Origin of the sequence: Acinetobacter sp. AOR41_HL, from assembly GCF_027854645.1 — a bacterium.
Classification (GTDB): domain Bacteria; phylum Pseudomonadota; class Gammaproteobacteria; order Pseudomonadales; family Moraxellaceae; genus Acinetobacter; species Acinetobacter nosocomialis.
This window is the reverse complement of sequence record NZ_JAKTHZ010000041.1, coordinates 22,996-46,380: the sequence shown is the minus strand read 5'-3', so window position 1 is coordinate 46,380 and position 23,385 is coordinate 22,996. Positions and strand designations below refer to the sequence as shown.

General features: G+C 40.0%; 19 protein-coding genes. 8 read left to right on the top strand and 11 right to left on the bottom strand.

All coding sequences use genetic code 11. The features are described from left to right. The first annotated feature begins 122 nt into the window (after nt 1–122). The 3 genes from mhpT to MKL35_RS16330 all read left to right on the top strand — a co-directional run bounded on the left by mhpT (nt 123) and on the right by MKL35_RS16330 (nt 2,682). Nucleotides 123–1,355, top strand: coding sequence for a 3-(3-hydroxy-phenyl)propionate transporter MhpT (gene mhpT, locus MKL35_RS16340; protein ID WP_000411715.1), 1,233 nt, complete (start codon nt 123–125; stop codon nt 1,353–1,355). Nucleotides 1,356–1,424: 69 nt separating this feature from the next. Continuing rightward, nucleotides 1,425–1,883, top strand: a complete 459-nt coding sequence (locus MKL35_RS16335; protein WP_000252463.1) for a MarR family winged helix-turn-helix transcriptional regulator — start codon at nt 1,425–1,427, stop codon at nt 1,881–1,883. Nucleotides 1,884–1,989: 106 nt separating this feature from the next. Beyond that, a complete protein-coding gene (locus MKL35_RS16330; protein WP_080631563.1) occupies nt 1,990–2,682 on the top strand; it encodes a GntR family transcriptional regulator in 693 nt (230 codons plus the stop codon). Nucleotides 2,683–2,723: 41 nt separating this feature from the next. Here the strand turns inward: MKL35_RS16330 and MKL35_RS16325 are convergent, their stop codons facing one another. Both MKL35_RS16325 and MKL35_RS16320 read right to left on the bottom strand, forming a co-directional pair. Next, nucleotides 2,724–3,668 (bottom strand): PDR/VanB family oxidoreductase, encoded by a 945-nt coding sequence (locus MKL35_RS16325; RefSeq protein ID WP_270914175.1) that lies wholly within the window; start codon nt 3,666–3,668, stop codon nt 2,724–2,726. Between the two features lie 12 nt (nt 3,669–3,680). Continuing rightward, nucleotides 3,681–4,757 carry an aromatic ring-hydroxylating dioxygenase subunit alpha gene (locus tag MKL35_RS16320; protein ID WP_032011676.1) on the bottom strand — a complete coding sequence of 359 codons (1,077 nt, stop codon included), beginning with the start codon at nt 4,755–4,757 and terminating at the stop codon, nt 3,681–3,683. Nucleotides 4,758–5,248: 491 nt separating this feature from the next. Between MKL35_RS16320 and MKL35_RS16315 the strand changes: the two genes are divergently transcribed. From MKL35_RS16315 to MKL35_RS16305, 3 genes are all read left to right on the top strand, one after another. Continuing rightward, nucleotides 5,249–6,595, top strand: coding sequence for an MFS transporter (locus MKL35_RS16315; RefSeq protein WP_032011677.1), 1,347 nt, complete (start codon nt 5,249–5,251; stop codon nt 6,593–6,595). A gap of 31 nt (nt 6,596–6,626) precedes the next feature. After that, complete coding sequence (locus tag MKL35_RS16310) at nt 6,627–7,907, top strand: OprD family outer membrane porin (protein ID WP_032011678.1); 1,281 nt, start codon at nt 6,627–6,629, stop codon at nt 7,905–7,907. A 252-nt stretch (nt 7,908–8,159) separates the two neighbouring features. Continuing rightward, on the top strand, nt 8,160–10,358 hold the full coding sequence (locus tag MKL35_RS16305) for an OsmC domain/YcaO domain-containing protein (RefSeq protein ID WP_032011679.1): 2,199 nt from the start codon (nt 8,160–8,162) through the stop codon (nt 10,356–10,358). Nucleotides 10,359–10,422: 64 nt separating this feature from the next. Here MKL35_RS16305 and MKL35_RS16300 read toward each other — a convergent pair whose 3' ends face one another. The 4 genes from MKL35_RS16300 to MKL35_RS16285 all read right to left on the bottom strand — a co-directional run bounded on the left by MKL35_RS16300 (nt 10,423) and on the right by MKL35_RS16285 (nt 15,474). Further along, entirely contained in the window at nt 10,423–12,093 is a 1,671-nt protein-coding gene (locus MKL35_RS16300; protein ID WP_004888072.1) for a GMC family oxidoreductase, read from the bottom strand. A gap of 28 nt (nt 12,094–12,121) precedes the next feature. Further along, entirely contained in the window at nt 12,122–13,015 is an 894-nt protein-coding gene (locus tag MKL35_RS16295; RefSeq protein ID WP_270914171.1) for an alpha/beta hydrolase, read from the bottom strand. 72 nt (nt 13,016–13,087) lie between these two features. Beyond that, nucleotides 13,088–13,942, bottom strand: coding sequence for an SDR family NAD(P)-dependent oxidoreductase (locus MKL35_RS16290; protein WP_032011681.1), 855 nt, complete (start codon nt 13,940–13,942; stop codon nt 13,088–13,090). A gap of 44 nt (nt 13,943–13,986) precedes the next feature. After that, a complete protein-coding gene (locus tag MKL35_RS16285) occupies nt 13,987–15,474 on the bottom strand; it encodes a flavin-containing monooxygenase (protein ID WP_032011682.1) in 1,488 nt (495 codons plus the stop codon). Nucleotides 15,475–15,610: 136 nt separating this feature from the next. On the opposite strand from MKL35_RS16285, the gene MKL35_RS16280 reads away from it, so the two are divergent. Continuing rightward, nucleotides 15,611–16,624, top strand: coding sequence for an AraC family transcriptional regulator (locus tag MKL35_RS16280; RefSeq protein ID WP_081404473.1), 1,014 nt, complete (start codon nt 15,611–15,613; stop codon nt 16,622–16,624). Nucleotides 16,625–16,635: 11 nt separating this feature from the next. Here the strand turns inward: MKL35_RS16280 and MKL35_RS16275 are convergent, their stop codons facing one another. From MKL35_RS16275 to MKL35_RS16260, 4 genes are all read right to left on the bottom strand, one after another. Continuing rightward, nucleotides 16,636–17,511 carry a class I SAM-dependent methyltransferase gene (locus MKL35_RS16275; RefSeq protein ID WP_032011684.1) on the bottom strand — a complete coding sequence of 292 codons (876 nt, stop codon included), beginning with the start codon at nt 17,509–17,511 and terminating at the stop codon, nt 16,636–16,638. A gap of 111 nt (nt 17,512–17,622) precedes the next feature. Further along, a complete protein-coding gene (locus MKL35_RS16270) occupies nt 17,623–19,146 on the bottom strand; it encodes a flavin-containing monooxygenase (RefSeq protein WP_032011685.1) in 1,524 nt (507 codons plus the stop codon). A gap of 22 nt (nt 19,147–19,168) precedes the next feature. Next, a complete protein-coding gene (locus MKL35_RS16265; RefSeq protein WP_032011686.1) occupies nt 19,169–20,002 on the bottom strand; it encodes an SDR family NAD(P)-dependent oxidoreductase in 834 nt (277 codons plus the stop codon). Between the two features lie 59 nt (nt 20,003–20,061). Then, nucleotides 20,062–21,021 (bottom strand): metal-dependent hydrolase, encoded by a 960-nt coding sequence (locus tag MKL35_RS16260; protein WP_032011687.1) that lies wholly within the window; start codon nt 21,019–21,021, stop codon nt 20,062–20,064. A gap of 524 nt (nt 21,022–21,545) precedes the next feature. On the opposite strand from MKL35_RS16260, the gene MKL35_RS16255 reads away from it, so the two are divergent. Continuing rightward, nucleotides 21,546–22,169 (top strand): TetR/AcrR family transcriptional regulator, encoded by a 624-nt coding sequence (locus MKL35_RS16255; RefSeq protein WP_106465867.1) that lies wholly within the window; start codon nt 21,546–21,548, stop codon nt 22,167–22,169. A gap of 61 nt (nt 22,170–22,230) precedes the next feature. Here MKL35_RS16255 and MKL35_RS16250 read toward each other — a convergent pair whose 3' ends face one another. Beyond that, nucleotides 22,231–22,953 carry a pirin family protein gene (locus MKL35_RS16250; RefSeq protein ID WP_000459994.1) on the bottom strand — a complete coding sequence of 241 codons (723 nt, stop codon included), beginning with the start codon at nt 22,951–22,953 and terminating at the stop codon, nt 22,231–22,233. Between the last annotated feature and the right edge of the window lie 432 nt (nt 22,954–23,385).

Sequence of the window (23,385 nt, the reverse complement as noted above, 5' to 3'; positions counted from 1 at the left end):
TAAAAATTAATTTTAAATAAAAATATGTTGATTTTTTAATAAGTTTAACTGATATTTTTGGTGTGTTTAAAAATAATACACAAAGGGCTAAATGGAACGACTAGTCAATAAAGGACAACACAATGGAAAAAATATCAGGACAGCCTTCAAGGGCAAAAATCACGTTGCTACTGTGCTTTGCCATAGCGATTTTTGAAGGATTTGATCTTCAATCAATGGGGGTAGCCGCTCCACGAATGCGGGCTGAGTTTATGTTAGATAATGCCCAGATGGCGTGGGCATTTAGTGCTGCAATTTTGGGAACACTCCCAGGCGCAATATTAGGTGGCCGGTTTGCCGATATTGTCGGGCGTAAGAAAATTCTGATTTTTAGTATCTTACTTTTTGGAATTATGTCTTTGCTAACCGCCTATGCGGCCAATTTTAGTCTGTTACTGCTTATTCGTTTTTGTACTGGTTTGGGAATGGGTGGGGCGCTACCCATGATGATTACGCTTGCCTCTGAAGCTGTACCTGACCAGCACAAAGGTACTGCGGTTAGTGTGATGTATAGTGGCATTCCTTTTGGTGGCTTACTCACTTCCGTCGTTGCTATGTCGTTGGCAGGCGATGCAGAGTGGCGTCATATTTTCTATATCGGGGGGATTGCGCCTATTTTATTAATACCACTAATTATGCGCTTTTTACCTGAGTCAAATGACTACCTGCAACGCAAAGTTCAAGCACAGCAAACCACGCCATTCTTTGAAGTTTTATTTGCCAAAGAGCGTCGTATGTCAACCATTCAGCTTTGGATAAGTTTTTTCTGTACCTTAGTGGTGCTCTACTTCTTGTTGAACTGGTTGCCATTGCTGATGGGTGCGCAAGGTCTATCAAAACTACAGGCAAACTATGTACAGATGGGCTACAACGTTGGCGGAATTTTAGGTTCAATCCTCATGGGCGTATTGCTTGATAAATTACGCATGAGCTTTGTGATTAAGCTGATTTATCTCGGCATTTTATTCTCACTGTGCTGTTTAGCAATTTCTCCAACAGTGGCTTTACTAGCACTTTCGGCAGTGGGTTGTGGCTTATTCATTGTGGGTGGACAATCGGCGTTGTATGGTCTGGCAGCCATGTATTATCCAACCGAAATGCGTGGAACCGGAGTTGGCGCAGCGGTTGCAATCGGGCGTATTGGTTCATTTGCTGGGCCTTTAATGGCTGGTTTTTTACTCTCACTTGGACAAAGCTCGACCATTGTGATTGGTTCAAGTATTCCAGTGATTTTAATTGCAGCGATCTCTGCATTACTTCTTGTCAAAAAACCTAAACAGCCTGTACATTTAGTACAAAGCTCAGGTGCTCGCTAAGTTTTAACGAAAGTATGGGGTTAGAGCCCATACTTTCACTACAGATTTTCTTATGATGATTGAAAGGTTATGGTACGTTCGAATTTAGTTCAAAAAAAAGTAGAAGATGAGCCTAAGTTAAGTTACATGATTGCTCGTGTTGACCGAATTATTAGTAAACATTTAACAGAACATTTAAAAGAGCTTGAAATTACCTTACCGCAATTTACCGCACTTTCTGTTTTAGCTTCAAAAAGTAATTTATCCAATGCCAAGCTCGCTGAGCGTTCTTTTATAAAGCCGCAATCTGCCAATAAAATTTTGCAAGATTTACTGGTGAATGGCTGGATTGAGAAAAAACCGGATCCGACACATGGCCGCCGTATTTTAATTACCTTGACCGAAAGTGGGATTGAAAAGTTAAACAAATGCAATGAAGTGGTTTTAAAAGTCGAAGAAAAAATGCTTGAAGGTATTGATATTAACTTAGCTTATTTAATTCGTAATAATCTCGATATTATGGTCAATAATCTTAAAAATTTTAAATAAGTGTGTTTGTTTAGGTTGAGTTAAATTGCTAAGTACTGATTCACACAGAAAATTGATTTCATTTTGCAAATGAACTTGCTAGCATCGAAGTGACGTTTTTGATGATGTGTGGCAACGAATGTCTTCAGGACAACAAGTTTTACTAAAACTAAGAAAAATGATTATTTCAGGGGAACTTGAAGGCGGTGCCAGAATTGCCGAGATTCCTACTGCCGAGTTACTTGGTGTTTCGCGCCAGCCTGTTCGTATAGCCTTTCGGTTGCTTGAACAAGAAGGTCTCCTCATTAAAAATCCAACTCGTGGTTACACGGTTCGTGAAATTTCCGGAAAATTGGTGCATGACGCACTTGAAGTGCGAGGGGTACTGGAAGGATTGGCTGCGAAAACTTTGGCAGAACAAGGCTTAAGCGAAGAGCAGAAAAAAACGTTGCAACATTGCATTCAGGAAACAGAAAAACTCTTTAATGAAAAGGACGAGTTTGGTGATGCTGAACTAGAACGTTATCATCATTTTAATGTCATCTTTCATGACACCATTATTGAAGGCGCGCAAAACGTTGCACTCATCCAAGCCTTAGCGAAAAACAATCAATTGCCGATGGCTTCTGCTCAAGCCATTACTTATGACCAGAACCAAGCTTTGTCGGAATATCGCCGATTGCACTATGCACATCTGCAGCATTGTTCGATTTTCGATGCATTGGTAAATCGTCAGGCAGGGCGTGCTGAAACGTTAATGCGCGAACACAGTAGTGTGGTGATTTTAGGTGAAACCCTAAGAAATGTTCTCAGCGCTTAAAGTGAAAAGTTCCTTTATTTTTGAATAAAGGAACTTTCGAGTTAAAGCTCAATCACAAGATGTTTAGTTTTTGCACGAGAACAACAAGGCGTAAACTGATCATTTAAAGCATGTTCCTCATCGGTCATAAATAGATCCCGATGATCAGGTATACCTTCTACAACGCGGGTAATACATGTGCCGCAAATACCTTGCTCACATGAAACAGGAATATCAAAACCATTCGCAATTAATGCTTCCGTAGCAGTCTGCTCTGGTAATACTTCAATTCGGCGGCCCGTACCTTTCACTTCAATCGTAAAAGCTTCATTGTTAGACGTATCTACTTTTTGAGCGACAAAATGCTCTTGATGTAACTGTTCGCTATGCCAACCTGTTTGCTCGGCAGAATTCATGACAAACTGCATAAATCCTGTAGGCCCACACACATATAAATGTTTATCTGAGGAAGCTTGGCCCAGCGTCTCTGGCATATTACATTCAGTGTCTGGTTGATCTTGAATGTGAAAATGGACTTGGTCACCAAAGTGCTCGATTAAATTGCCATAGAACGCAATCATTTCATGACTACGAACAAAGTAGTGCAATTCGAAAGGAGTATTGGCTGACTTAAGCCGATATGCCATCGACAAAATAGGGGTAATACCAATACCACCCGCAAATAAAACCGCTTGTTTGGTTTGAGGGTGAATTTCAAATAAATTACGAGGTTCACCAATTTTTAAATGGTCGCCTTCACGATATTCGGTGTGAATGCAACGTGAGCCACCGCGTGAATTGGCATCATGTAAAACACCAATCACATAACGATGCTTTTCACTACAGCAATTTGAAAGTGAATATTGGCGAGTGAGGCCATTTTTCAGATGCACATCAATATGTGCACCTGCTTCAAAACTCGGCAGCTCCGTACCATTTGCTGCAACCAATTCAAACGCACGAATAGTCGGGGTGAGCTGATGAATTTTTTGAATAATAACGTCCATGTTTATGCTCCTTTAAATAATCCGAATGTTTGGAAACTTCTGTGCGGACGTTTCAGGAGGCGTTTTATTTTCTTCGGCAAGTAGTCGGTCAATGACCTTACGGGACTGGACACCGCCTGCGTCGATATTGAGCATCAGTAATTTACGATGTGGATTGTTTAAAATGTTTTGCTGCTGTTGCTCCAGCATTTCTAAATCTTCAGTAAAGATTTTGCCTTGGCCTTCACGAATTTGATCGGTGAGTTCAGCATTATCTGGCTGGAAGTTGCGTGCCATTCCCCAGAAATACCAATGTGATGTTTCAGTTTCCGGTGTAATAAAATCGACCACGATTGAGGAAACTTTTTTGTCACTTGGTGCGTGATAACCACCCTGTCCGGCATGCGCTACACCTACTTCAATGTGGACATTACTTGGCGCAAAGAAGTGGCAACGTTGCCAACGGTCAACAGGTACATCATCTGCCAAATGATTGCCGCGAAGGGCCATTTGCCAAAATGGAGGTGCGATCACATTTTCCATATAGCGTTCGGTAATGACATGGTCACCGTCAACTTTAGTCACTGGCAGGGCTTCATCAATTTCTTTTTGCCCAATACTGCTTGAGTGAACATAGGTTTCGTGGGTTAAATCCATTAGGTTATCGATCATTAGGCGATAGTCGCACTGAATGTGAAACAGGCCTCCGCCATAGCTCCATTCGGGATGATCTGCCCATTCTAAAGTTGGGAGTTTTGCTTCATCTGCTAAAGCTTTTTCACCTGGCCATACCCAAATAAAGCCGAACTTTTCAACAACTGCATATGCTTTATTGCAAGGGAAACCATTTACACGCTGAGCTGGCATTGAAACGGTCTTTCCGTCACAACCCATGACTAAGCCATGATAACCACAGACAAGGTTACCATCTTCGACATAGCCCAGTGAAAGTGGGGCACCACGATGCGGACAAAAATCTTCAACGGCTGCTACTTGGTTTTCTTTGCCACGGTAAAAAACGATTTTTTCACCACAGATAGTGCGACCTAATGGTTTGTCTTGGATTTCTTCTGGACGGCAGGCTACATACCATGCATTTTTAATAAACATTTGTGACGACTCCTTATCACTTATTGGATCCAATTTATAATAAATAAAAATATTGGTCAATTGATAAGCAGGATCTTTTTTTACATTAATTTCCTTGATTGTGTATATCTTTAATATTAATTCAGATTTTTTTATTTTTTAAAAGTTTTGGTCATTAAAGTTTAATTTGGATCCATATTTATTAAGTTAGAGGAGGAGTAAGGAGAAATCCTTTGAATTGTACAATTGGAAATAGATAAATTTTTATGGATCCACATTTGTAATTTTAAATAAATTATACTTATATTTTTCAGTTATTTAATTTGGTGATTATTAAATTTTAAAAATATTGTTGATTTTTTGGATCCAAATATTCAGTATAGAAAAAGAGCAGGATGCTCCAAAAAACAAATATTCCTCTAGGTCATGATGGATACGGATATGCATAACCACCCAATCGCTCATATTAGCAATGTCGTGTGTATCTCTTATCCACATTGGGAGATGCATAAATGGAAAGAGATGTTCTAAGTGAGATTAATCAAAATAATATGAGCCGTTATCAATGGTTCATCATTTTGATCTGTATTTGTCTCAACATTATTGATGGCTTTGACGTGATGGTAATGGCATTTACTGCTCCATCCGTGTCAGCAGAATGGTCACTTTCAGGGGCACAAATTGGCTTATTGCTGAGTTCAGGTCTTTTTGGGATGGCTGCCGGTTCAATTTTTCTCGCACCTTTAGCCGATAAAATCGGTCGCCGTTTACTCATCTTGGTTTGTTTAGTGATTGCAGGTCTTAGCATGTTAGGCTGTGCTTTGGTGCAAAGTCATGGCATGTTGGCAGCACTTCGGTTTATTACCGGAATTGGGGTAGGTGGGATTCTTGCAAGTAGTAATGTCTTGGCAAGTGAGTATGCCAATGCACGCTGGCGCAGTCTCGCAGTGAGCTTAATGTCTACAGGTTATGGCATTGGTGCGACACTGGGCGGAGTACTCTCACTGGCCTTGATTGAGCATTTAGGTTGGCGTTCAATCTTTTTGGCAGGGGGTATCACAACCATAGTGATGTTGCTGATTAGTGCCTGGTTATTACCTGAATCTTTAGATTATTTGTTGGCAAAAAGACCAAAACAGGCATTAGAACGTATTAACGCAACAGTAAATCGTATGGGGTTAACTGCTTTAAAAGCTTTACCTTATTACGGCCAGAATAATCAAAAAAATACAGGTGATATTGGTAAATTATTTTCAGGGCAGCAGGGGTTCCAGACACTTTGTCTTTGGTTTGCATTCTTCTTAGTAATGTTTGGCTTTTATTTTGTCATGAGCTGGACACCAAAAATTCTGATTTCAATGGGAATGTCACCAGAGCAAGGCGTAAGTACCGGCATTTTAATTAGTATTGGCGGTATTTTTGGGGCGGCCATTATTGGTTTATTGGCATCGCGCATGAAAGTCTTTTATGCCTTAAGTCTGTTTTTAGGGCTAACCTCGGCATGTGTTTTCCTATTTGTTGCTGTCTCATCTCAAGTCAGCATTGCACTCATAGTCGGTTTATTACTTGGCACCCTCATTAACGGTTGTGTGGCAGGTTTATATTCTATTTCTCCAACAATTTATGATGCTGAAATCCGTAGTCGCGGTGTGGGTTATGCAATTGGTTTTGGTCGGATTGGGGCAATTTTATCGCCAACGGTCGCAGGCATTTTCTTAGATAAAGGTATTGCACCTGCAACGCTGTATGCCTATTACGGTGTGGTGTTTATTTTGGCTATTTTCCTGATTTTGAGTTTGGGTAGTGCTTTTTACCGCAGTCAAAAAGAGCAAAACTTCTCACTTAAAACAGCACCTTAATCCACTAAAAATTAAATAGTTGAGTTAAAAAATGAAAAAGACACCATTATGGGTGGGGGTATGCTTGTGCCCATTATTTAGTCAAGTTGTGCATGCCGAGTTTATAGCAGACAGTAAAGCTGAGCTGACATTGCGTAATTTTTACTTTGACCGAGACTATAAAAAAGACCCATATCCCTATACCGCAGCTAGAGATTGGGCACAGGGTTTAATTTTTAAAGGACAGTCGGGTTATACCGAAGGGACAGTTGGGTTCGGTGTTGATGTACTTGCAATGGCGGGTTTTAACCTAATGGGAAATCGGGCAGATGACTATGCACGTAGTGGCTTACTCCCAGTGAATACCGATAACTCACGTGATGATTATTATGGAAAAATAGGCATTACAGGGAAGGCTAAATTTAGAAAAAATGAGCTTTTTGTGGGCGATTTGGTTCCACAATTGCCAACCATATTTTCATCGCCAGCGCGTTTGTTCCCTCAGACTTATCGCGGTATTCGCTTTGTTTCAAATGAAATTCCAAATCTTCAACTCGAAGGTTTTTATGTCGACGAAGTGCGGCAGCGCGATTCCATTCGTTATACCGACGTTGGAACAGACAATATCAACCATCGATTTGACAAAGCTGCCACCACTGACTCGTTTTATACTTTAGGTGGAAGTTATCAGTTAAAAGACTATCGTTTACGGGCTTACCATGCTGAACTCAAAGATATTTATCAGCAACAATTTTTGGGTTTTAACGGAAAGCAGCCTTTAAATGACCAGCTTAATTTTTTAAGTGACGTACGGTTTTTTAATAGTGAGGAAACTGGAAGTAAAAAAATAGGAGAAGTTGATAACCGTCATATTAGCGGCCTATTTGGTTTGAACTATCAAAATCATACGGTTTCTTTGGGTTATATGCAGTCATTTGGTTCGACTGGTTTGCCATTTTTGTCGGGAACAGAAAGTCCAGTTGTGCTTGATTTTATGAGTTCGGACTACTCAAATAAAGATGAAAAAGTCTATTCGATTCGTTATGAATATGACTTTAAAAATGCGCGGATGGGGGATGTTTCATTGAATGGACTGCGCTTTATGACCCGTTATGCCAAAGGTGAAAATATTGATTTACTGCAATATGGTGATCAGCGTTTTAAAGAAGAGTCGATGGAGTTTGATTTGGGCTATAAAATTCCTGAAGGTAAATTAAAAGGCTTAGGAGTGCGGGCCCGCTTTTCTCACTACCGTAATGATATGCCAACGAATATGACCTTCCACTCGGCAAATGAAACGCGTTTGAATGTTGATTACACCTTTAAATTTTAATGGTTAATATTTAACTAAATTCAAGACAAGTTAAAACATTGTGACCATCAATGTTTTAACTTTAGTTATCAACTTCACAAAATCACTCTATAATACCGCCAATCTTATTAAAGCCCATTAAGTCGTTCATTAAACACATGGCTTTAATCTCTCATTTTTTTAAGTCAATTTCTTCGCTGTGATTCGGCTTATTTTTCAATATTTAGAATTTTATGTGTCTGTGCTGACACATAAAAATATTTAGGTGCCAGCATGGAAATCAAGGTTAATTATCTCGACAATCTTCGACAGGAAGCTAAGTTCGATGACTTTACGGTAATTGCCGATCAACCAATTCGCTACAAGGGTGACGGTTCGGCACCGGGCCCATTTGACTACTTTTTAGCATCGTCAGCATTGTGTGCAGCGTACTTTGTAAAAGTGTATTGTGCAGCTCGAGATATCCCAACCGATAATATTCGTTTATCGCAAAATAATATTGTTGATCCTGAAAACCGCTATAAGCAAACCTTTAAAATTCAAATTGAATTACCAGCCGATATTTCAGAAAAAGATCGCCAAGGGATTTTACGTTCGATTGACCGCTGTACTGTTAAAAAAGTCATTCAAACGGGTCCTGAATTTATTATTGAAGAAGTTGAAAGCATTGATGCAGATGCACAAGCATTGTTATTGCCAAGCTTAACTTCAGAAAACCATACCTATATTCAAGGTAAAGATCTACCATTAGAAGAAACCATTGCCAATATGTCTGCTATTTTGGCAAATTTGGGCATGAAGATAGAAATCGCGTCTTGGCGTAATATTGTCCCAAATGTATGGTCGTTACACATTCGTGATGCACAGTCTCCGATGTGCTTTACCAATGGTAAAGGTGCCACTAAAGAAAGTGCTTTGGCATCTGCATTGGGCGAGTTTATTGAGCGTTTAAACTGTAACTTCTTCTATAACGACCAGTTCTGGGGTGAAGATATTGCCAATGCTGAATTTGTGCATTATCCAGATGAAAAATGGTTTAAACCGGGTCCAAATGGTGAATTACCTAAAGAAATCTTAGATGAATATTGTCTTGAGATTTACAACCCAGATGATGAGTTACTTGGCACGCATTTATATGATACCAACTCAGGCAATATAGAGCGTGGCATTTGCTCGCTACCTTTTGTGCGCCAGTCTGACGGTGAAGTTGTATATTTCCCATCAAATTTAATTGAAAACTTGTACTTAAGTAACGGTATGAGTGCAGGCAACACTTTGGCAGAAGCTCAAGTTCAATGTTTGTCTGAAATTTTTGAACGTGCTGTAAAACGTGAAATTTTAGAAGGTGAAATTGCACTTCCAGATGTTCCTGAAGACGTATTAGCAAAATACCCAAGTATTGTGGCTGGTATTAAAGGCTTAGAAGAGCAAGGTTTTCCTGTATTAGTTAAAGATGCATCATTAGGCGGTCAGTTCCCTGTAATGTGTGTAACTTTAATGAACCCGCGTACGGGTGGGGTGTTTGCATCTTTCGGTGCGCATCCAAGTTTTGAAGTTGCGTTGGAACGTAGTCTGACCGAATTACTTCAAGGCCGCAGTTTTGAGGGCTTAAATGATCTCCCTCAACCGACTTTCCAAAGTAATGCAGTGACTGAGCCGAATAACTTTGTTGAGCACTTTATTGACTCAAGCGGTTTGGTTTCTTGGCGCTTCTTTAGCTCTAAATCTGACTATGACTTTGTTGAATGGGATTTTTCTGGCGAAGGCGAAGAGTCGAATGCAGAAGAAGCTGTAACATTGTTCGGTATTCTCGAAGAGATGGGTAAAGAAGTGTATATGGCAGTCTATGAGCACTTAGGTGCGACCGCTTGCCGTATTTTAGTTCCTGATTATTCAGAAATTTATCTTGTTGAAGATCTGATTTGGGACAATACCAATAAGGCACTTGCATTCCGTGAAGATATTCTAAATCTGCATCGTTTGGATGATGAACAGCTTGAGGCGTTGGTTGAGCGCTTAGAGGAATGTGAGCTAGACGATTACACTGAAATTACCACACTCATTGGCATCGAATTTGATGACAATACAGTTTGGGGACAGCTCACAATTTTAGAACTGAAATTGCTCATTTATGTTGCATTACAACAATTTGAAGAAGCAAAAGAGCTTGTCGAAACTTACTTGCAATATAACACCAATACCGTTGAGCGTGGTTTGTTCTATCAATGTATGAACGTGGTACTTGAAGTAATATTAGATGAAGAACTGGAGCTTGAAGACTACGTGACTAACTTCCGCCGTATGTTTGGTGATACAAGAATGGATGCGGTATTAGGTTCTGTCGACGGTAGCGTTCGTTTCTATGGTTTAACGCCAACAAGCATGAAACTAGAAGGGCTTGATCGCCATTTACGTCTAATTGAGAGTTATAAAAAATTGCATGCAGCTCGTGCTAAAGCGGTAGCGATGTAATTTAAGAAACTAAATAAAAAAGCCTATTTTTAAATAGGCTTTTTTTATAAAACAATTCGTTAAGTTAAGCAGAGGCTTTCGTGATCTCTATGGTTTCTTCCGTTATTGGATAGTCTGGTTGTTCATCCAAAGTGTGTTTAGCCGGAATATAAGACATTGCACGTTCAGCGAGAGCAGTAATAGTTAAACTTGGATTTACACCTAAATTGGCACCCAACATAGAGCCGTCTACAACATATAAGTTTTTATAGTTAAACACCCGATTTTTACCATCGACTACACCTTGTTCTGGGCTAGATGCGATCGCGCAGCCTCCCATACAGTGGGCAGTAAAAGGCACATTAAATAAAATTTCGGTAATAGTTGTTATTGGATGACCATTAAACATTTTGGCGACTTTTTCAGTAAAGGTATTGGCTTGTGGAATATAAACCGGAAGCTTTTTCCCTTCACTAGACAAAACCTTGCCAAAAGGCCAGAACCAATTGCGTTTTAAACGCATATTAATTGAGGCATCGGCAGTTTGCATTACTAAGAAAATTAAGGTTTGACGTGCAAAACCAACAGGGTTGCTCATACGTAAGAATATAAGTGGATGGCTAATGAGTACCCATAACCAATAAAAAATACGTGTCCAACCTGGTTTACCTTTTGCCATATACGTACACATGAGACCCATAGCATCGGAACCACTTTGATAGCGAGTCGCTTCAATATGAGTATCATGGTCAATATAAATGCTTGAACCAATCGCAACGCCCTTACTCATATCGACATCTTTATCAAAGAAACGAACCCCTAAGATAGACTCCGCATTGGTACGTACCCGATTACCCAAATCATCAGAAATATTTGGTAGAGAACCAGATTGCTTTAAGCGGAATAGCATCTCTTGGGTACCTAAAGAAGATGCCGAGAAAATTACGTTACGAACCCGCCAAGTACGACGTTGTTTGTTAAACCATGAGCTTGAGCATTCAGTCGTGACTTCATAACCATCACTACCATCGACTTTGCCATTGAGCGGTTTAACATCAACCACTTTGGTTTCTTCATAAACCTTGGCGCCATTTTTTTCGGCAAAGTACAAATAATTTTTATCTAAAGTATTTTTTGCATTGTGTTTACAACCTGTCATACAGCCACCACATGCTGTACAGGTGCCACGATCTGGTCCTTCACCGTTAAAATAAGGGTCTGGATAAGTCTTTCCACCTTCTTCGCCTTCGGGAGGAAAAAAGGTTGCAACACGAGTCGGTTTAAAGGTATGGCCTACACCTACCGCTTCACCCATTTTCTTTAACATGTGATCGGCAGGGCCCAGAATTTTATTATCAGTCACTCCAAGCATACGTTCTGCTTCGGCATAGTGCTGCGGCATTTCATTTTTCCAGTCCGCAGCATCTGCCCAAGTGCCTTCATCCCAAATATGTTCGGGTGGAACGAGCAGGGTATTGGCATAGGTAATTGAGCCACCGCCTACGGCATTACCGCAAATAATAGTGACATGGCGAAAAAACCGCATATTGAAATAACCAAAAAGTTTCATACCCGGACGCCAGATCCAACGGCGTGTGTTCCAGTTATTTTTAGCAAAATCTTCAGCTTTCCAACGACGCCCCATTTCCATTACAGCAACTGAGTAGCCTTTTTCGGTGAGACGGCAGGCAGAAACACTACCGCCAAAGCCTGAACCAATGATGAGATAATCATAGTCATAATTGTTTGATGCCATGCCAAAGGCTCCTGTCTAGTGATATTTTTTATATTGACTGCATGTGTTTATCAATGAATTGTCCAATGCGCTTAATTGAGTCATCGGATTCTTTTAGTATACCTGCATGGAATTGAAAAACGTGCCCAACTTTGTCATAAATCTTAAATGTGGTCGGAATACCGCATTTCCCGGCTTGTTCTGCAAGACGTTTCGCATCATCTAATAAAACTTCTTCGGTACCAACATGGATCAGAACCGGTGGTAATCCGGTTAAGTCAGCATAAAGTGGGGAGCAGGTCGGATCGGTTGCCGATTTTTGGCCGCAATAGTTTTTTGCACACCAAACTAACCAGTTTTCTGAGAGCATTGCATCTTGAGCAGCATGAGTTTTTAGCGTGCTTCCTGAAAGACTTAAGTCAACCCAAGGTGAAAGTAAAACTAATGCCGCTGGTAAAGGTAAACCTGCGTTCCTTAGCGCAATAACGGTACTTAAGCTCAGGCCGCCACCGGCAGAGTCACCAGCAATCACAAGTTTTTTCGGATCTTGTCCTTGAGCAAGTAAAGCCTTATAGACTGCAATGCTATCTTCAATAGCAGCAGGGCTTGGATGTTCTGGGGCTAGGCGATATTCAGCTAACCAGACTGGTGCCTGAGCTGCATGTCCGATCTGAGCCGCAAGCTTTGTGTGACTTTTTGAGCTGCCTACTACATAGCCACCGCCATGTAAATACAAAATGCCGAGCCCTGATTTGGTCGTTTTAGGCTGAATATGAACTGTCGGTACTTGAGCAATATTTTGCTTTTTAGTTTGATAACCACGTGGCCCAAGCACAATAGCACTGGCCGCATCGCTACAAAAACGTTGTAATTTCACTGGCGTTTTAGGAGATAAAGCTGGGCGTAGTGTGGTACGAATGGTCCATGCGAGAAGTTGCTTCATGATAAGCACTCATACTAAGCAGGTGAGATTAGTCAGCATCTCTGAAAATCAAGAGTATGCTGACCACTATTTTTATTTTGCTGACTTATTAAGTAGTCGAGTTTGCCAAGCAGTCGCGGTTGCAAAAATCTTTTGGTAGCCTTGCGGAAGAATACGCTGAATCACATCAACGGCTTTTGCATCGGCTCCAATAAGTAAACGGCGACGGTTCTTACGAACAGCCTCCAAAATTTGCTGAGCTGCATCATCAGCAGGTGTGCGAAGTAATTTATCGAAAGCGTCTTGGCTTTTTAGCGGGTCCATTCCTAAAGACTGGACGCTATTGTTCATACGGGCAGCTTTGGCAATATTGGTGCGAATGCCACCCGGATGCACACAAGTCGCGCTCACACCAGCATTTTGCATATCAAGTTCTTGACGTAATGATTCAGTAAAACCACGAACGGCAAATTTACTGGCGTTATAAGCACTTTGGGTCGGTTGAGCTGTTAAGCCAAACATACTGGAAATATTAATAATATGCCCATCACCACTTTGCTTTAAGTAAGGCAAAAATTCTTTGGTACCATAAACCACGCCCCAAAAATTAATACCAATGAGCCATTCAAGATCTTCGTAGCTCACACCTTCAGCCGTACTACCTATTGCGACACCAGCATTATTAAAAATCAGGTTAACTTGGCCATGCTCATTTACCACTGCCTTTGCCCAACTTGCCACTTCATCACGCTTAGCGACATCAACTTTTTGAGTAGTGACTTTGACAGAATAGGGAGCTAACAGTTCGACTGTTTTGGCTAACCCAGCTTCACTAATGTCAGAAAGTGCCAGATGACAGCCTTGTTTAGCGAGGGCTATAGCAATTGCTTGTCCAATACCTGAACCTGCACCTGTCACAGCTGCGACTTTATTTTTAAAAGACTTCATAAAATTCTCCGTTTATTTTTCTCATTTCCTATGGCGAAGCTTATTTAAGAAATAGCCGACACCTGAGTGTAGTTTTCAATGTCAAAGCGACGAGTGCGTTGACGATATTCAAGAGTGAAACCCGGCCAGTTATTGGTATTTTTACCATCAGCAGTTTGGTACCAACTGGTACAGCCTTGCGCCCACACCGTTTTTTTCATTTTCTCTTGGATATCTTGATTAAATTCGTGTTGAATTTCGGCACGAATGTTGGTGAACAGCAGGTTATTTTTCAAAGTAGTGCGCAGCGCATCTAAAATATAATTCACCTGACTTTCAATCATATAGACGATTGAGTTATGCCCGAGGTTGGTATTTGGCCCATACAGCATAAAGAAGTTAGGGAATCCGTTTACTGTCAGGCCTAAATAAGCTTCAGCACCATCTTTCCATGTTTCTTTTAAGGTGCGACCATCAAGTCCAGTAATTTGCATTGGCGCCATAAATTCAGTCGCCGTAAAACCTGTACCGTAAATAATGGCATCAACTTCACGCAGCTTTCCTTCCGTGTCTAAAATGCCATGTTCAGTAATTTCTTGAATACCTGTATCAATCACATCAACATGAGGTTGGGTCAGCGTTTCATACCAGTGGTTAGAGATTAAAATACGTTTACAACCAATTGGATAATCCGGCATTAAGCGATGACGTAACTTCCCATCTTTAACAACTTTTCGAATGTGGCGCTGGAATATGTATTCCACCAAAGGCATTTCATTAAGTGAAGTTGTAAAAGCAAGTAGGCGAATTTCATGATGGCCATATTGCAAGGCACGGTCTAGACTTTGCAAGATCGGCAGTTTACGGAAAGCTTTTTTCTCTAAAGGTTGGTAAACCCGATCCGGTTTTGGAATAACATAAGGCGCTGAGCGTTGATAAACGTCTAGGTGAGCCACTTGTTTTGCAATTTCAGGTACAAACTGAATCGCGCTTGCGCCTGTGCCAATGACTGCAACACGTTTACCAGTTAAGTCATAGTCATGGTCCCAACGCGCTGAGTGAAATGCCTTACCCTTGAAGTTTTCAATGCCTTTAAGTTTTGGATAGGCAGGGCGGTTAAGTTGGCCTACAGCACCCACTAAAAATTCAGCTTCAAACTGTTCACCAGTTGTACTTTGGATGTGCCATACACCTTGCAGTGCATCAAATTCGGCACTGGCTATTTCAGTATTAAATTTGGTGTGCGGGCGAAGATCATATTTATCGGCACAGTGACGTAAATATTGATAAATCTCTTGAGATGTCCCGTAACGATTTTTCCAACCAAGTTCCTGTTCAAAAGAAAAAGAATAAAGATGTGACGGCACATCACATGCAGCGCCTGGGTAAGTGTTGTCACGCCAGACACCACCTACATCGGCAGCTTTTTCAAATAGAGTAAATTGTTCAAAACCTGCTTGTTTGAGACGAATGGCAAGTCCTAGACCACCAAAGCCAGTGCCAATAATGGCGATGCGTACATTTTTATTTGAATTAGACGACGAATTAAACATAGGCTGCTCTAAAATCCTTAAAAACAGAGAGCGAAAAAATCGCAATTTCCTGTATGCAGAATAGACGTTTATTAACTTGATTTAGAGGATGGATGAGGACAAAATATTGTGATTCGAGGACATTCTGAGCGATACAGTGAAGTATGCATGGGCATTTGAACGCAGTGTACATAGTGTTCGGTTAATGGCTGATTTCGCGATGGAATCAGGCATCTCTTATCAGACAATTTTGCAAGGGACTGGGCTTAGCCAACAGCAATTACTTGACCCTAATATGGTGGTGACAGGCCATCAGGAATTACAGTTGATTCATAACTTGGTTGAGCAACTAGGAGACAGACCGACATTAGGCTTAGAAGTGGGCACACGCTATCATTTCACTACATTTGGGCCATTAGGTATGGCTCTGATGAGTAGCGCCAGCATTCGCGAAGCACTAGATTTGGCTTTAACCTATTTCACTTTAACTTTTGCTTTTACTCGCTTTGAGGTGTCGGATACACCAGGAGGAATCCGTATCGAAATTGATGAGCAAGATATTCCCTTATCAGTACGTCAATTCATTATTGAGCGCGATGCGGCTGCGCTCATTACGGTACAGCGAGATTTGGTGCAGGATAATTTTTGCCAATATTTGGCTTTTTCTTTTCAACCTAAAGGCGATGCAGAGCCTTATCGGAATTTATTTGGGGTTATGCCGGAATTTGGCGCAGCCAAAAGTTTTGTGATTCTTGATCCGCAAAAAGTAGACCAGAAGCTACTTATGGCAAATGATTTAGTTTTACATACAGCCGAAGAACAATGTCGTCAAATATTAGAAAAGCGCCAATCACAAAATAAATTTACAACCTTAGTGCAACAGCAGCTGATGAGTATGCGTGGGGAAATGCCATCCATGGATATAGTGGCTGATCGACTACATTTAAATACAAGAACCCTGCGCCGTCACTTGGCATCGGAAGGAATGACTTTTATCCAGATTCGTGAAGAGGTTAGACAGGTCTTAGCAGAGCAATATTTGGCATTACCAAAAGCTTCTGTTGAGCAAATTGCCGAGTGGTTAGGTTATGCCGAACCTGCCAGTTTTATTCATGCTTATAAAAGATGGCATGGGAAAACACCTCATGCCATGCGGTTAAATAGCCAATAGTCAAAGTATCTTTATTTCTTTAAACGCAAATGTAGCAAACGTGTTGCCGATGTATGGCGTATATTGTCGGCACGGTTATAAAAATAACGTTCAGTAATAGCTTCACCAGACAAGTCTTCGACTACTTCAAAACCCATTTTTTCAACTGCCTGATGTAAATCTGAAGGTTTAAATTGACCTAATAAAGGTTCTTTCAGTAAATGGGTAAACTGTGCAACCCCCATACTTCCAAGTCGCTCAATACCGTTTAGCTCCTGAAAGTCGGTTGAATAGTCGAGTACCACTTCGCTACCGTTTGCAGCAAACTCAGCAATACTTTTTAAAGTTTGTAGCGTAGTGTCTGGTTTTAAATAATGAGTGGTGCCCAGCCAAGAAAAGAAAGCCGGAGCTTTTCGTACATAGCGACTTCGGGCAAGCGCTTCAGAGATAGATTCTTTCTCAAAGTTAATAGAAACAAATTCAACAGTAGAGGGAAGTTCGCTTAATTTTTTGAGTTTAGATTGTTTGGCAGCCTGAGTATCAGGATGGTCAACTTCAAAAATTTTTAAAGTTGGATAATGCTGTGATTTTCGGAGCACAAAAGAGTCTAAACCCGCTCCAACCAAAACATATTGCTTAATATTGTGTTGAACAGCTTGGTTAAGTAAGTCCTCGGCATAACGTGATCGGCCGACAACCTGTCCACTCAATAAACCTAAGGTACGGTTTAAAATGGGTGAATTCATTAATTTAACAATGAGTGGTATAGATAAAAGCTTTTTCCAACCTTTACTGGTCATTTCAAAAGCATAGGGATCTGAAAATACAGGATTTATCGTATTTTTAAAGTGATTCGCACGTAAAGCAGCAGCGGCTTCGGCAGTACGGCTTGATTGACCTTCTTTCATCTTTAACCTGTTCTTTTATTTCTTGAAGATTGAATGAAGAAGGCAGTGTATTTCATGAAAATCTAAAATACACTGCCCATTCCTTACAACTGATTTGGTCAAATTTACAAATTAATGTGTCTTTGACATTTGATATGTAACTTCATAATCCTTCAAATCTAGTTTTTTCAAACGTTGTTTAAGCTTTTTCAATGACCACGGCCATGCTGCAAAGTTGCGACCGTTAGCGTCAAGGTAATAACTCTTACAGCCACCACTATTGAATACAGTGGTTTGAAGATGCTTTTGCACCAAGTCGTTGTGCTTTTTAATTACATCAGCCTTAACATTTAACTTGCTAATTCCTTTGTTTTTAATTTTTAACAAGCCATCTACAATATAGTCGAGCTGTGCTTCTGCCAAACCAATAAATGAGTCATAAACCAGTACGTTTGGTCCCAACACTAAGAATGCATTTGGTACATTTTCAATGTTAGTTCCTAAGTAAGCTTCCGGTGAACTATTTTTCCACAAATCATTTAAACGTTGGCCTTTTTCATTAAACACACGTTTGCCGATTGGTGGGTGAGATACTTCAAAACCTGTACCCCAAATAATCACATCAACTTCATGGCGTTCGCCATTAGCTGCAATCACCGTATTGCCTTCAACTTTAACTAAGCCATGTGGAATAAGCGTGGTATTCGGTGCTTGTAGTGCAGGGTAGTAATTGTTAGCAAACAAAATACGTTTACAGCCAATATCAAAGTTAGGCGTTACATTTTTACGTAATTCAGGATCTGCAATTTGAAGTTTAAGTAATTGCTTGCCGAGTACATTTACTGGTTTTAGCGCAAGTGGGTTACGTAAACCAAAGTTAATTGCATTGAGCGTTAGCGCTACACTTTTACGCCAGCTTGCCTGAATCGCTGGATATTTGGCAATGACGGATTTACTCAACTCGCCCAAGTCTGTATCTGGTTTTGGCAGTACCCAAGGTGCTGTACGTTGGAACACAAATAGCTCTTTTGCTTTAGGCTGAATTTGTGGCACAAACTGAATGGCAGATGCACCTGTACCAATCACAGCAATACGTTTTCCAGTAAGGTCGTAGTCATGATTCCATTTCGCGGAATGGAACATTTCGCCTGTAAAGGTATCCAAACCTTCAAGACGTGGAATTTGTGCTTCGGTAATTGGGCCTGTTGCAAAAATAACAGTTCGCGATAGATATTGACCACTAGTTGTATCAAGTACCCATAAATGGCGTGTTTCGTCCCAAGCAGCATTGAGCAGTTCGTTGTTAAACTCAATTTTAGACGTGATATTAAATTCGTTACTTACATCTTCTAAGTAACTTAAAATTTCCGGTTGGCGTGCAAATAAGTGACTCCATTTTGCACTTGGGGCAAACGAGTAAGAATACAGAGCTGAAGGTACATCGCAGCCACAGCCCGGATACGTGTTTTCACGCCAAGTACCACCTACACGTGCTGCTTTTTCAATAATTTTGTAGTTGGTATAGCCCACTTGGTCGAGGCGAATTGCTGCGGCAATACCGGAAATTCCGGCACCGACAATAAAGGTATCGTAAATATGGTTAGGCGAATTGACAGCTTTTTTTGCTGATGCATTTGTTTTCATTTGCGCAGTCATATGGGTACTACCTATAAATTTCTTATTTAAATAATTTGTACGATGTGCCAAGGAACTTGGTATACAAGCTTGGGGATGCACGTTTCATGAGCCAGAACAACTTCGCGTCGATTTGAGGAATGGTATAAAGCTCATCCTGATCAAGACGGTTAAGTGTGAGTTTGGCGACATCATCACTTGTGGTGAGTGCATAGTTCATGAGTGCATGGTCTGCAAGCTTGGAATAACGACCCGGAATACGACCATTTTTAATGATATTGGTGGGCACCAAAGTGGGGCAGAGCACATTGACTTTAATATTGAATTTACGAAGCTCGGCCGAAAGCGTTTCAGACAGCGCACGAACGCCCGCTTTCGTTACGTTATAAGCAGTCATTTCTGGAGCAGCTGTGTACGATGCAGCAGAAGCTACATTAATAATTGCGCCGTAACCTAGTTTTTTGAACTTTGGTACAAATGTATGGCAACCATGAATAACGCCCCAAAGGTTAATATTCATGACCCAGTTCCAGTCTTCTAGACTGAGTTCGTCAAACTTACCGCCTAATCCCACACCCGCATTATTAATGACAAGGGTCACAGGGTGACCAAGTAAAATTTCAGCAGTTTCAGCTAGGTGGTTCACTTGCTCTGCATTACCCACATCACAGCGCATGGCAAAAGCTTTAGCGCCTTCTTGTTCAAGAAGCTTTACTGTTTCTTCTGCGGCTTCTAAATTAATATCTGCACACACTACGCTACCACCACGTTTTGCCAGTTCAATTGCAAAACTCCGTCCAATTCCACTGCCCGCGCCAGTCACAACGGCATAAGCTTTTTGGCTTGGTTTAACTTTCTTTTTGCCAAATAAAATCATGATTCATCCCGAAATAGATTTAAGAAAAACCAGCCATTGAGTGACTGGTTACAAGCCAGTTAAGACAAGCGTACAGGTGGTGTAAATTCCTTCACAAAGTAAGGCGCAATTGCACCTCCATCGTTCAGTAATTTGTCTTTGTAGTACTCTAGATATTCAGTGGTGTCATGATCATTTGGGTGGAAGTCAGGGCGTAAGTAATCGAAAATTTGGCCAATCGTGCTACCGAATACACCATCTTTTGGACCAAAGATAAGTCCGACTCCACGGCGCGCGTCTTTCCAGAATTTTCTAGTCAACATTTCCTGTGGTTTTCTTAAAACCGGAATAAACAAGGTAGTGGCAGGGATTAAACCTAAAATAGTGAAGAAAGCTAAGAAGAAACCAGAAGCTCGTAGTGGGTAGCTACCATTGAGTAATTGATATACATCATAGGCAATATCTTTATGCTCAGATTCTTCAAGCATATGCCACATCCATAAAGCACGGCTTTTTGCATCATCTGAATAGTAGAAATTTTTTTCGTGTTTCATCATGTATTCGGCAAGTACAGCCGTAAAATGCTCAATACCGGCCATCATTGATAATTTAAGCGGTTGCGGAAATTTCAAAAACACATATTTAAAGAAGTTCTCGCCCAAGAAACGGTATAAATCGACCGGATATTCAACATCTTTAAGTGCATCGTTATATTCATTATGCAACTTAGAGTGAATCGCTTCTTGACCAATCAATGAAGTAACACGCTGTTTTAACACGGGGTCTTGAATAAATTCACGGTGGTGACGTGCAGTCTCGATCACCAAATCTTCACCATAGGTTAGAAATACTGAAAGAGTAGCAAAAAACAAAGTGGCAAATTGATTGTTCATATAGAATTCAACATCAATCTCTTTACCATCAAACCCGATATTTAAATGACGGATTGGAATAGATCCTTTACTGGCAAAATCTGGTAACTCGATTTCACGGTAAAATTTGAGTTTGTTTAGTGATTTTTTAACTGTGGTCGAGATCATGGCGACACCTTCAGATCAATCAGTGATAGTGCAGCTACGTCGAAAACCAAAAGCTTTGATTTCCAACAGGGCACTGTAAATTCCATTTTCAAAAAGCATTTTGTCTGCTTACTGACTACGGTGATGTTGCTCCGTTATTTGTTTGATTATTTGACTGAATAACGGAAAAAGAGGGAGAACTTGATAAAGGAATCAACCTCTTTTTGGATTTTTTCATGTTAATCTGAGTTTATGTTCGGATTCAATTCGGGTAACTTTTCAAGTTTTATAAGCTCACATCTAAGGCATAAATAAAATACAAAAATAGTTTTTTAATTTATTAATATATTGATTTTTATTTAAATAATTTAAATTTATTTAAAAATAATTACCTGATAATAAAAGAGCTCATAAGTATGTTTAGCCATGCTCCTATAAAAATTACTCTATGAAATTTGACAACTATTCGGATTTTGTTTTTTTATTAGGGTGGGGCTAAATTACATGCTAACCTGAGCTTATGTTCGGATTATTAATACGAAAATATGTCTACGCGAAAACCCCGTCAGGCACGAGCCAAAGTCACTGTCGATACCATTATTGAAGCAGGTTTTATTGCCGTAGCTTTGCATGGACCAAGTGGTACCACCACACGTCATATTGCGGAAATTGCAGGGGTGAGTGTGGGGTCTCTCTATGAGTATTTTAAAAATAAAGAAGAAATTTATGATGCGATGAATCACTACTTTGTGAGTGAAATTCTCGACATGATTAAAGAGCTAACCCCCACAATTTTAGAGTTGGAGTTAGAGCCTGTCATTGAAATGATTTTTTATACGTTCAGTGATTTATTAAAGAAAAATAATGACCGTTACTTAACCGTTTTACGTTACGCAGGTGAGTTGCAATACGACAAATATATTCCAAAAATTGAACAGGCTTTAATGGAAGTCATCATGAAATATATGATGCATAATCCTAAATATTTAAAAATTAATAATTTACCTGTAATTACCTATATTTGTATTAATAGCGGTATTTTTAATGTGGCAAGGCATCTTATTTTACCTAACCCATTTATTAGTTTTGATGAAATGGTGCAAGGGCTAACAACTATGATCATGAGTTATATCAACACTGAAATGGCACGCTCGGAAGACCATTTATAATTTTTCTTTTTAATAAACATAAAAAAACACCTGCGTATATTTCGCAGGTGTTTTTTGTTGATTATGGCATGGTTGGAATTTCTTCCGGACGCATATCAAAAATCAGAATTTCAGCGTTGTCACCATTAGTAAATGATAACTTGCCTCCATCACGAATTCGTGCAGCATCACCTGTGTTAAAGGTTTTACCGTTTACATCAATACGGCCTTTTGCCACATGTAGGTAAACATAACGACCTTCTGGAATTGCAAATTCTGCTGTTTCTTCACCATCAAAAAGACCTGAATAAATATTAATATCTTGTTTGATGGATAAAGTTTTTTCGCCACCTTTTGGTGAAATCATCAAGTGCAATTTACCGCGTTTGTCTTCCTCGGAAATATGCAATTGTTGATAGCCTGGTGTTGTGTTCACTTCATTTGGAACCACCCAAATTTGCAAGAAGTGCACGTTTTCTTGAGCAGAGTGATTAAATTCACTATGTGCAACCCCACGGCCTGCGCTCATTAACTGAATATCACCAGGCACAATAACCGAACCTGTACCCATTGAATCTTTATGTTCTAACGCACCTTCAAGCACATAAGAAATAATTTCCATGTTACGGTGAGGGTGAGTACCAAAGCCTTTTGATGGAGCAACCGTATCGTCATTAATCACAAGCAAATCTGAAAAGCCGACTTGTTTCGGGTCCCAATAATTTGCAAATGAAAACGTGTGTTTTGACTGTAACCAGCCATGATGTGCTGCACCACGCTCATGAGATAAACGCATATCAAACATGATTTATTCTCCTCATCCAATTTTTTTCTCTGAATGCAGTTTATCGTTTTCATTTATGCAATAAAGCTCTAAAAACAGAAAGCTTAGTGTGATTTTTGGAACGCTGAAATTTTGATATGAGATGCGAGAAAGGGTAGGCATAATATTTCATTTTTTATCTTTTAAAGCCATATTTTTATCATTTTAGGACAAATGTATTTTATTTAAATAATTATGAATAAGAGTAGGTTATATAAGTTGTTTGAAATAATCAAAAAATATTTAATTTGGCAAAAAGTTTCAAAGTAGGTTGGCTTTTTTTGTCCTTGTTCGAGTGGTACATCAAGCGCACTATTTAATCTGATTTGGTGAACTTAACAACACTTAGGTTCATAAAACATGGCAAGGCAGATGTATTCGAGCAAATTTTTGTTCTAGAGCAGTTAAAGATTG